The organism is Nitrospinota bacterium, assembly GCA_009873635.1.
Lineage (GTDB): Bacteria > Nitrospinota > Nitrospinia > Nitrospinales > VA-1 > LS-NOB.
Map to the genome: position 1 here is coordinate 41,481 of WAHY01000007.1, position 10,935 is coordinate 52,415.

A 10,935-nucleotide genomic window follows, 5' to 3' on the forward strand; every position below is an offset into this window, starting at 1 on the left:
TCCTGATCTGGAGTGTCTAAATCTTCGGGGTTGATTTTGGTCGTTAATAACCTGTCCAACGACACATTTCCCAGTTTGGCAAGTTTAATCATGACTGAAACCGGAGCATCTCTTTCTCCAGCTTCATAGCGGACATAAGTTCTGAACCCTATTTCCAGAACTTCTGAAAGGGCCATCTGGGTGCAGTTGAGTTTTTTTCTGAGAGTCTTTAAATTTTCAGAAAGAATTGTCATGATTTTTGAACCGGGCAGAAAAACCGGTTAAGAGTCAAGCCAGCTCAATACCGTTTTTCCTTAAAAACTTATAAGCCTCGTCAATCCAGAAGCGCTCTTTTTCGAGTTTGTAATCTGGCAGATCTTTGGAGGATCCTACAATGCTTTTCATGTAGTCGATGGCTTCTTGTTTCTTGCCTTTTTTATCCAGCAAATTTGCATAATGATAATAGGCTTTAAAGAAATGAAAGGAGTTTATAACTTCACCATAAGTTTCCAGAGCTTTTTCTTCGTTGCCGGCCAGGCGGTAACTTTCTGCCAGCCCAAAGATGGCATTGCCATAATCATATTTCTTATCAATGGCGGTAAGTTTTTCCAGGGCTATGGCGGCTTCTTCATATCTGCCTAATCCATGCAGGCATTTAGCAAGACCATAGCGGGCTTCCAGCATATCCGGATCACGTTGAATGGCTTCTTCAAATTGTGGAATAGCCTGGTCGAACTTTCTTTGTTCGACATAGGCCTGCCCCAGCTTTTCATAGTGATAGGCTTTATGGTGTTTTCCTATTAATTCTTTAAGCTGCAGGGTTTCCTCTGTTTCCACTTCTTTGCGAACTGGTGTGGCAGGTGAAGGGAAACCTGCTTTGCCTCCGGCACGGTTTTTCACGACAAAGAAATAAGCAAATGCCCCAACAGGAAAAAGTATGATCATTATGATGATCCAGACAAAATGTTCACGGCGTTGGATACAGTCCAGACACATCCAGACCATGAAACCGGCGGCGGCATATATAAATAAATCGGTCAAGGTAACCTCGTCTTATAAGTAAGAATGGTTGAAGTCCATAAAGGATTTCTTAACACCAGTTAGTTTTCAACGATTTTATTGTTCTCGTCAAGGAGAACGATTTGGGCATTATTCTTTTCCTGATCTGTATCTATCATACCATAAGCAACAACGATGATGCGATCATTTATCTGTGCCAGACGGGCTGCCGCACCGTTAATGGAAAAAGTTCCAGATCCGCGTTCAGCGGATATGACGTAGGTGACGAAACGGCCGCCCGTGTTAATGTTGTAAATGTGTACTTGCTCCAGAGGTGAAATTCCGACTCTATCCAGCAAGTCTTCGTCAATGGCGATGCTGCCTTCATAATCAATTTCCGTTGCCGTTACTTTGGCACGGTGAAGCTTGGATTTAAGCATAATTCTCTGCATCAGTATTCCTCGATAATGCAATTATCAATAAGACGTGACGAACCGATCTTCACTGCCAGGGCGATCAATGTTGTGTCACAGATTTTTTCCTTTTTTACAAAGTTTACGGGATCACAAATGGATATATAGTCAATTACTAACTCTTTCTCTTTGATCAGGGATTGGTGAATTAAACTTTCGATTGCTTTTACCGATTTGGTTCCCTGTCGGATTGCATCCTTTGCCTGCTTAAGAGTGCGAGATAAAGACAATGCCGTTTGTCTTTCCCGGGGTGATAGATAGCGGTTCCTGGAACTCATTGCCAGTCCATCAGATTCTCTTACAATGGGGACACGTTTGATTACAACATCAAGGTTTAAATCTTTCACTAGACTCTCGATAACGGCAAGCTGTTGCCAGTCTTTTTCCCCAAAGAAAGCATTATGAGGTTGTACGATGTTAAACAGTTTTAGTACAACAGTGCTCACACCTCTAAAAAGGTCAGGGCGACTTCTGCCGCATAAGTGTTCCGTGATACCTTCAACCTCTACATATGTGTTGTAGTTTTCAGGATACATCTCTTCGCTGGTTGGGTGAAATAGAACGTCTACACCAACTTCTTCCAGTATCTCGCTATCGGCTTGCAACTGGCGTGGATAGGTATCCAGGTCTTCGTTGGGCCCGAATTGAGTGGGATTGACAAAAATACTGACTATGGTTCGATCACAGCTTTGTATGGATTGTTTAACCAGGCTCAAATGACCTTCGTGGAGGCACCCCATGGTCGGCACTAATCCTACGGTCAGATTTCTTTCCCGAAATGATTTTGCAATTTTTTTCATTTCAGAAACGGAAGATACTTCCTTCAACGTTTTCGCTTCAGCTTCCATTTTTTACCTGCTTGAGATTGCCTTGTTTTGAAAGGTAGGTATGTTCCTGCCCGGGAAAAGCTTTGGACCTGACATCATCTATATATTCTGCGACAGCATTTTTCATGAGGTCCGCCAAATTGGCATATTGTTTAACGAACTTGGGGACAAAGTCCTGGTTTAGCCCAAGAAGATCATGCAGCACAAGAATTTGCCCGTCACATTTCACACCCGCTCCAATACCTATAGTCGGTATTTTCAGTTCTGCTGTGATTTCTTCTGCAAGTTCACCGGGTATGCCTTCAAGCACCAGAGCGAATATTCCCGCATTTTGCAGATCGCGCGCGTCCTGTTTAATTTGCCGGGAATCCAGATAGTTTTTCCCTTGCACTTTATAGCCGCCAAACTGATGGACAGATTGAGGAGTCAAGCCAATGTGCCCCATGACCGGGATTCCAGCCCTGACAATCGCCTGCACTCTGTCTGCCATGCGGGCTCCTCCTTCGAGTTTTACGGAAGAAGCTTCTCCCTCTTGTATCAGGCGGCCGGCATTGGTTACAGCTTGTTCGACTGAAACCTGGTAGGACATGAAAGGCATGTCACTCACTACCAAAGCACGTTTGGCACCCTGTTTGACGGCACGGGTATGGTCAATCATATTCTGCATTGTCACCGCGAGAGTGTTTTCATGACCGAGTGAAATCATTCCCAGGGAATCTCCCACAAGGATGATGTCTAAATCCGTTGCATCAAGAAGTTTGGCAAAACTGTAGTCGTAGGCAGTCAGGGCAGTGATTTTTTCCCCTGAGTTTTTTCTTCCAGATATATCTGTGACAGTGACAGGCCTTGTATCCATGACAATTTTATAGATAAGGCTTGGGTCAAACGGAGGGGGATATCAAACAGAAACGATCGGCCAATGCCGTGGGAGAAGCGCAAAAATGTAGGAAAAACGCGAGGTTTACTTTTAGGCCTTTGAGAGGTCCCGTAATAACGTTTGTCCTGTTTTATGAAGATTGCACCGTCCCGGTCCGTTAGGATCCAAGCGGGTTATAATATTCTCTACCTATTCTATGGTTATTAACCTTGTTTATCAACTCTTCAAGGTCACATTTTTTTTCAACAAAGTCGATCTCATTGGTATTTATGACCAAAAGCGGTGTTTCAGAGTAATAAAAAAAGAAATTATTGAATGCCTTGTTTACCGAATCGAGGTAATCGGGATCCATAAACGCTTCATAATCGCGTCCTCGCTTGGCAACTCTTTCCATTAAAACATCAGTACTGGCCTGCAAAAAAATGACTAAATCTGGTTTCGGGGCTTTGGGTCCTATGAGATTGAAGATCTGCTCATATAAGCGGTATTCGTGATCTTCCAGGTTCAGCTGGGCGAAGATTTTATCCCTTTGAAACAAATAGTCGATAACAACCACTGAGTTGAACAGGTCTCTTTGTGCCAGTTCCATATACTGGTTGTACCGGCTCAGTAAAAAAAAAATCTGGGTCTGAAAAGAGTAGGTCTCCTGATCCTCATAAAATTTAGAGATAAAGGGATTGGAATCGTTTTCTTCCAGAATCACTCGGGCGCCATATTGCTTTTCAAGTAGACTGACCAGGGATGTTTTGCCCGCGCCTATGGCACCTTCAACAGCAATGAATCTAGGCTCGATAGCTTGATGGGTCATTTTATTCTGATCAACCCGCTGTTAGCTGATTGAAAATCTCCCTAATGGTGAGTTTCAGTTCTCTCAAGTCTGCCGATTTGACGACATAAGCATCGGATGCCCATACTCTAAAGTCCTGCTTATATTGACCGTATGCCGAACAAAGGATGATTGGGATATCACCCTTTTCATCTTTAATTTTTCGCATAACTTCAATTCCATCCATTCCGGGCATTTTTATGTCCAGAACAATGAGGTCGGGAAGCTGTTCATCCAGCATTTTCAAAGCCTCCTCGCCGGTGGCGGCTACCGAAACATGATAACCGTCATCTTCAAGTTCTTCTTTGTACAGGAATCGGATGTTTTGTTCGTCGTCAACAACCAGGATAGTTTTCATGATAGGTTTTATGAGTTCCGAAAAAAATAGGCTCACCACGACAGGGAACATTAGTTTTTATAATAATCGGGAGGGTTTTGCAACGGTAAATGGAGGTAGACGGTAACCCCTTTACCTAATTGGTTTTCCACCCTGATAGTCCCCCCATGATTCTCTATGATTTTCCGGCAGATGGAAAGTCCCAGGCCAGTGCCAGAATGCTTAGTGGTGAAAAAAGGATTGAAAATGTTCTCAAATACTTCCTGGGGAATGCCGCCGCCCGTATCTTCAACCCGTACTGTAATCATTTTCTGCTTCTGGGCATATTCCTCCAGGAAAGTTTCAACTTTCAAAAGACCACCTAGAGATAGGGACTCCAAAGCATTGTAGAACAGGTTTATGAGAACTTGTTTGATTTTCTGTTGGTCAAGATCCAATAGGGGAAGATTTGACTCTAGATGAGTTACCAGATTGATGTTTTTTTCATAGAGACCCGCTTTGAACAGATATAGGGCTTCTTCTACCAACTTGTTAAGCTGGCTTTTTTCTGTTTCAAGCGCCCCGGACTTGGAATAGATTAAAGTGTTTTTAAGTAATCTTTCGAGACGGTCTGTTTCGCTGGAAATTATTTCAGAATATTTGGAAGCTGATTTTAAATCCTTATTATCCTCCCACTTTTGACTAAGGTCCGTCATTTTATCTTTTAGTCTTCTGGCGAAACCTCCAATAGAAACCAGGGGATTTTTAATTTCATGGGCCACTTCTGCGGCCATTTCTCCGAGTGCAGACAGCCTTTCTGCCTGGACCAGTTGTTCTTTCATTGACAGGAGTTCACGGTTGGTGTCTAAAAGTTTGGAGAAAAGCCTTGAGTTTTCGATCACCCAACTGGCATAAACCGTAAAACGTGTAAGGAAGCGGAGGTTTTCTTCAGTTATGGGTTTCTGGTCATAGCGGTTATCTACTAAAATGACCCCAAGAACTTCTTCATGCGCGATTAGTGGAACCGTTGCGAATGAGTCTACTCCTAATGCATCATAGAACTCCTGGCTGACTAATGGGTGTTCTTTGGCTTTAGTAATATTAAACGGTTTTTTCTGCAACACTGTTTCAGAAAGAATATTATCGTTCGGAGCTATTGCATAACGTAATCCGCAAACAAAATTGTGGAAATTGGAATCTCTATGCAAGTCATGCTGGGCTTCCCGGATAGCCCATTGTAATAAATCGCCCTTTTTTTTATCCAGTTCGGTCCAAATTCTTACAGCATCTTCGTGAGAATCAGGGCCCAATCCCATAATTCCTTGAAGCAGATTATTTTTTTCATCAAGAGTGAATAACATGGCACGGTTGAACCCACCTGCTTCTCCCATGGTGATTGCGCTTAGTATGATCCACAACCCGTGCTCCAGCTTCAGGGTGGATTGAACCGCCAGGCTGATTTCGTAAAGTATCCGGGTTTCTTTTAAAGTCATCTGGTTCTGGTGGAATTGCATGGCATTTTTTAAACACCCTGTGACTTGGCCTGCAATTGTTTCCAGAACAGAAGTTTCTTCCAGACTGAACGTTCTGGTTTCAATGCTGTGAACATTGATGACACCCAGAGGAGGGCAATCAGCAAGAATTGGTACTGAAAGCATTGAACTGAATTTTTCTTCTTCGATTTCCGGGAAATAGACAAACCGCGGATCTTGCATGGCTTCGCTTAAGGCTAGAGAAGTCCCATGCTGTGCAACCCAGCCTGTTACACCCTGTCCCATTTCAAGGTTAATGTGCTTGGCTTTTTTGGGAAGGTCCATGGATGCTTTTAAATGAAGAAGTCCATCTGATTCATTGATCAGGTAAATGGCACACGCATCCATATGCATTTTATTTTTAATGACCAGAATGATTTTCTCCAGGGTTTCATCCAGATCGAGAGTGGAGTTAGCTATCCGGGTAACTTCCTGAAGAATTTCCAGACCAAGATTACTTTCTGTCATTGAATGAGACTCCGTATGTCAGGAACGAAGGGATTTATGATAAAGACGTGAATATTTCTTTGCGGCAGACTTCCAACTATTGTCTTTTGTCATTCCGTTTAACATAAGCTGGTTCCAGGTTTTCGACTGGTTAAAACAGGATAATGCTTTTTGCAGAGATTTCAGGAAAAATCTAGCTTGTGGATTTCTGAATTTGAACCCGGTTCCCTTTCCCGTTTTCATGTTGAAAGTCTGCACAGAGTTTTTTAAACCTCCTATTGATCTAACAATAGGGACTGTTCCGTATTTCAAGGCATACATTTGAGTCAGCCCGCAAGGTTCATAAAGAGATGGCATTAGAAGCATATCACTACCTGCTAAAATAAGATGACCAAGAGATTCGTCAAACTTCAATGCTGTCGCAATACGGTCAGGCTTTTCGCGGTGCCAGTTTTTAAAAAAGGATTCATATTTGGATGAGCCTGTTCCCAGTATCAACAGGGATATATCTTTTTTATCAAGTTCGTTTTTGGCTTCGACGATCAAATCGATTCCCTTTTGCTCTGAAAGTCGGGTGATCATGCAGAGAATGGGGGTCTTTTTATCAAGCTTGAGTGAAAACTTTTTTATCAGGGACTCGCGACATTGTTTTTTTAGGGACAGGGTTTTAGGCCCATAATTGAAGGGTATTAAAGGATCTGTTTCAGGATTCCAGATCGTTTCATCAATACCGTTCAAAATTCCATATAACCTATCGGAGCGTTTCTGCAAGACCCCTTCCATACCACAACCCATTTCCGAAGATTGGATTTCCTCACTGTAGGCAGGACTCACTGTGGTTAGAGTATCGGCAAACATCAGCCCGCCTTTTAAAAAACTGATCTGTCCATAAAACTCAATTCCCTCTGGATGATAAAAAGAATCATCCAGCCCTGTTGCTTTCAAGCGAGAGTGGGGAAAGTTACCCTGATAACCCAGGTTATGTATTGAAAATAGTGTTTTGGTTTGAGTAAACCATGGGTCTTTATTGTAAAGTGACTTAAGATATACCGGTATGAGTCCAGTATGCCAGTCATTACAATGGATGATATCGGGTTTAAAGTCGAGAAGCTTGGTTGCCTCAAGAACAGCCCGTGAAAAAAAAGAAAACCGTTCCACGCTGTCAGGGTAATCCGATCCGGGTTCACCATATAAGTGCTTTCGGTTAAAGTAGCCGTTATGTTGAACCAGATAAATAGGGACTTTGCCTGTCAGTTCAGATTTGAATAAAGTACCTTTCTGGCCGTGCCCGGGGATTTTGAGATCGACCTTAAGAGGTTGTAATTTTCGTCCCGCATTTTCAGTGCAGGGGTATTGAGGCATTATGACTCGAATATCGTGTCCTAGTTTTTTAAGGGCAGGTGGCAAAGCGCCACTCACATCAGCCAGGCCGCCTGTTTTGGCAAAAGGGTATACTTCAGCAGAGACCAACAGGATTTTTAGTGTCATACTTGTTCCCTGATTACCCGAAGTATTTTGACGGCTTCTTTAAATATTGTTGATATCATATTATTCTGTTTTTTTAACCAAAATTGAGGATACTATGCCACCTAAGCAATATAGTTTTAAAGTAAAAGGTGTTTTAATATGTGAAAAGGATGAATCCGAAGAGGATTTTAACATTTTCATAACCGCAATGGATGACAATCATGCGGTGATGCTTGTGCGTGAACATCTCAGAAACCATGCACCAAAAGGACGCTCTATCATAAAAGGAATAGAAAAAAAGATGGAATAAATATGGGGCAGGGGGGAGAATCACTTTGATGGCCCTTCAGGGGGTGATTGCCTCTTCAAAACCTACTCAGCTCCCCTGGGTGGGTTTTTTATTTTCCATCAACTACTGTCATCTATTACTGGTTTGTGTTTCCCGGAGTATTCGGGCGGCTTCTTCAGGTATCGTTGGGTTGATATGGAACCCTGTTCCCTGTTCGAAACCAGCAATTTTGGTTAATTTTGGCATGATCTCGATATGCCAGTGGTAATAACTTAAGTGTTCGTTGCCAACGGGTGCTATGTGGAAAACAAAATTATAAGGAGGCATATCTAGGGCAGTGCGCATTTTCAGGAGGCTTTCTTTCAGGATGGAAGCAAGTTCATCAAGTTGACTGCATTCTTCAAACCTTGCCGCATGGAACCTGGGTAACAACCACATCTCAAACGGAAACCTGGGAGCATATGGAACAAGAGTGATGAAGTGCTTGTTCTTGCATACGACTCTTCTTCCATCTTCCAACTCTTGAGAAATAATATCGCAATAAATGCAACGTCCATTTTTTTTATAATGTTCTTTGCAACCCATAATTTCTTCGTTTACAACTTCAGGTACAATTGGAAGGGCGATCAACTGTGTATGGGTATGTTCAAGACTCGCCCCTGCAGGCTGGCCCTGATTTTTAAATATCAGGATGTATCGGTACAGTTCGTTTTGTTTTAATGCCAAAACCCTCTCACGGAACGCTTCCAGACTGCGGGTGATTTGAGTTGGTGGCAATAGTTCCAACTCTGTATTGTGGTCTGGGCTTTCAATCACTACTTCATGTGCCCCAATTCCGTTCATTTTATTGTAGAGGCCTTCAGCCGTTGGTTTAACATGGTCATCATTAATCAGGGCTGGATATTTATTGGGGACCACTCTTAATGACCAGCCCGGGGAATTGGGTGAGTTATTCCGGAATGCAAGAATTTCAGGAGGAGTAAACTCTTCATTTCCATCACAAAAAGGGCAGGAGGCCCGCTTGTTTTTTTTCTTAGGAATGGAAAAATCTTGCGGACGTTTGCCACGCTCACTGGAAATAATGACCCAACGGTTTACAATCGGATCTTTTCTCAATTCAGGCATTATAAGGCCAGGACGGATGTTTGATAGAGTCAGAAAATATTTTCAATACTCTATGGAATGGCAGTTAAAAAGTCAATCTCGGCAATGCCCTAAAAACATTGATTGAAAGGGATTTAATTCTTATAATCAAAGCATGAAAAAAAATAAGATTGTATTGGGTGTTTCGGCCAGCATAGCCGCTTATAAATCTGTGGAATTAGTCCGCCTATTGGTGAAGGCACAGGCGGAGGTGCGTGTTGTGATGAGCGCCAATGCTGGTAAGTTTGTGGCCCCTCTCACATTCGAGGCGCTTTCGGGAAATCCTGTTTACCACACGCAATTTGATTCGCAAAACTCAGCCGAAATGGAGCATATTCGTGTTGCCGAGAAAGCAGACCTGCTTCTCATTGCACCGGCTACGGCTTCGATACTCGGGAAAATGGCGCAGGGTCTCGCTGATGATGCTTTGTCGAGTTTATACCTCGCGTTTAAAGGTTCTGTGGTGGTTGCTCCTGCCATGAATGAAGGGATGTGGAGCCACCCCGCAGTAAAAGACAATATCGCTATCCTCAAATCAAGAGGTGTGCAGTTTATTGACCCTGAATCAGGTGAGCTTGCTTGTGGAGTGGTAGGGCCTGGTCGATTGGCTGACCTTCCTCTTATTGTTGAAAAGGTCAAAAATTATTTTAACCAACGTGATGATCTGGACGGAATTCGGTTTCTGATTACTGCCGGTCCCACCCATGAAGCTATTGACCCGGTAAGATTTCTGACCAACCCCTCTTCAGGAAAGATGGGTTACGCGATTGCTGAAAAAGCCAGGGAAAGAGGCGCGGAGGTGACTCTCATCAGCGGGCCGACTTATTTGAATCCGCCTCATGGAGTGGATTTTAAACCCTGCAAAAGGGCGGATGAAATGAACAACCTGGTTCAGGAGCATCTTGAGGATTGCGATGTTTTGGTCATGTCTGCCGCAGTGGGTGATTTTGCTCCTGAAAGGCTGGAAAAGGAAAAGATAAAAAAGCAGGGCGCAGAGGGACTGGTTCTCAAGCTTGTACCTACCAAAGATATTTTGATGGAAGTTGCCAAAAGGAACTTGAGTAAATTGGTGGTGGGCTTCGCGGCAGAAAGTCAAAACCTGGTGGAGTGCGCTCAGGAAAAACTCAAGAAAAAAAACCTTGACCTCATTGTTGCCAACGATATCAGTGCGCCGGGGATAGGTTTTCAGTCTGACTCAAACCAGGTTACGATCATAGATCGTGAAGAAAATATAGAAAGTTTGCCTCTGCAGTCAAAAACTGAAATTGCAGATCTCCTGCTAGACAAAATCCTTGCCAGTCTCAAACAATCTGAATAACTGTTACTCCTTTGCGCTTTTAGCGCAACGGAATCCAACTCCCGTATTCCTTATGCGTGGTGTGGTTGCATTGCGGTAAGTCAGGTCAACATACTCGGCTGTATTTCTCCAGTTTCCCCCGCGAATGACTTTGTATTGCCCCTTTTCAGGACCAGGTGGGTTTTCTTTAGGTGAAAACAGATAGTACTCTGGAAAATGCCAGTCATGAACCCATTCGGCCGCGTTTCCAGAAAGATCGTAGACACCATAATCAGACTTTCCATTTTCATAAGAGCCGACAGGAGTTGTATGCATTTTTTCTTCATTGTAATTCAGCTTTTCTGAGTCAGGGGGTGAATCTCCCCAGGGGTATTTGATAGGACGTTTGCCTCTGCCGGCTTTTTCCCATTCTGCTTCTGTGGGGAGTCTTTTCCCGCTCCACTTGCAATAGGCAACGGCTTCT

At 43.3% G+C, this 10,935-nt stretch carries 13 protein-coding genes; 2 read left to right on the plus strand and 11 right to left on the minus strand.

The window, feature by feature from the left end:
* From F3741_06045 to glgA, 9 genes are all read right to left on the minus strand, one after another.
* Positions 1–233 (minus strand): helix-turn-helix transcriptional regulator (locus F3741_06045; GenBank protein MZG30361.1); only part of this gene is annotated, 233 nt, incomplete at its 3' end.
* A gap of 34 nt (positions 234–267) precedes the next feature.
* The gene (locus F3741_06050) at positions 268–984 is read right to left on the minus strand and encodes a tetratricopeptide repeat protein (GenBank protein ID MZG30362.1); all 717 of its coding nucleotides are present in this window, start codon (positions 982–984) and stop codon (positions 268–270) included.
* Between the two features lie 95 nt (positions 985–1,079).
* Positions 1,080–1,430, minus strand: a complete 351-nt coding sequence (locus F3741_06055; protein ID MZG30363.1) for an aspartate 1-decarboxylase — start codon at positions 1,428–1,430, stop codon at positions 1,080–1,082.
* Positions 1,430–2,278: a pantoate--beta-alanine ligase gene (locus F3741_06060; GenBank protein MZG30364.1), complete on the minus strand. Its 849-nt coding sequence runs from the start codon at positions 2,276–2,278 to the stop codon at positions 1,430–1,432. Before F3741_06060 ends, F3741_06055 begins: the two co-directional genes overlap by 1 nt.
* A 10-nt stretch (positions 2,279–2,288) precedes the next feature.
* Positions 2,289–3,134 carry a 3-methyl-2-oxobutanoate hydroxymethyltransferase gene (panB, locus tag F3741_06065; protein MZG30365.1) on the minus strand — a complete coding sequence of 282 codons (846 nt, stop codon included), beginning with the start codon at positions 3,132–3,134 and terminating at the stop codon, positions 2,289–2,291.
* 178 nt (positions 3,135–3,312) lie between these two features.
* Positions 3,313–3,963: a deoxynucleoside kinase gene (locus F3741_06070; protein MZG30366.1), complete on the minus strand. Its 651-nt coding sequence runs from the start codon at positions 3,961–3,963 to the stop codon at positions 3,313–3,315.
* 10 nt (positions 3,964–3,973) lie between these two features.
* Positions 3,974–4,339, minus strand: coding sequence for a response regulator (locus tag F3741_06075; GenBank protein MZG30367.1), 366 nt, complete (start codon positions 4,337–4,339; stop codon positions 3,974–3,976).
* Between the two features lie 50 nt (positions 4,340–4,389).
* Positions 4,390–6,297 (minus strand): GAF domain-containing protein, encoded by a 1,908-nt coding sequence (locus F3741_06080; GenBank protein MZG30368.1) that lies wholly within the window; start codon positions 6,295–6,297, stop codon positions 4,390–4,392.
* 18 nt (positions 6,298–6,315) lie between these two features.
* The gene (glgA, locus tag F3741_06085) at positions 6,316–7,764 is read right to left on the minus strand and encodes a glycogen synthase GlgA (GenBank protein MZG30369.1); all 1,449 of its coding nucleotides are present in this window, start codon (positions 7,762–7,764) and stop codon (positions 6,316–6,318) included.
* Between the two features lie 94 nt (positions 7,765–7,858).
* Here glgA and F3741_06090 point away from each other — a divergent pair, with 94 nt between their 5' ends.
* Complete coding sequence (locus F3741_06090; GenBank protein ID MZG30370.1) at positions 7,859–8,053, plus strand: hypothetical protein; 195 nt, start codon at positions 7,859–7,861, stop codon at positions 8,051–8,053.
* A gap of 108 nt (positions 8,054–8,161) precedes the next feature.
* On the opposite strand, the gene galT is transcribed toward F3741_06090, so the two are convergent.
* Entirely contained in the window at positions 8,162–9,157 is a 996-nt protein-coding gene (gene galT, locus F3741_06095) for a galactose-1-phosphate uridylyltransferase (protein ID MZG30371.1), read from the minus strand.
* A gap of 133 nt (positions 9,158–9,290) precedes the next feature.
* Between galT and coaBC the strand changes: the two genes are divergently transcribed.
* Entirely contained in the window at positions 9,291–10,493 is a 1,203-nt protein-coding gene (gene coaBC / locus F3741_06100; protein MZG30372.1) for a bifunctional phosphopantothenoylcysteine decarboxylase/phosphopantothenate--cysteine ligase CoaBC, read from the plus strand.
* Positions 10,494–10,496: 3 nt separating this feature from the next.
* Here coaBC and F3741_06105 read toward each other — a convergent pair.
* The coding region (locus F3741_06105; GenBank protein MZG30373.1) for a formylglycine-generating enzyme family protein at positions 10,497–10,935 on the minus strand (439 nt) is incomplete at its 5' end.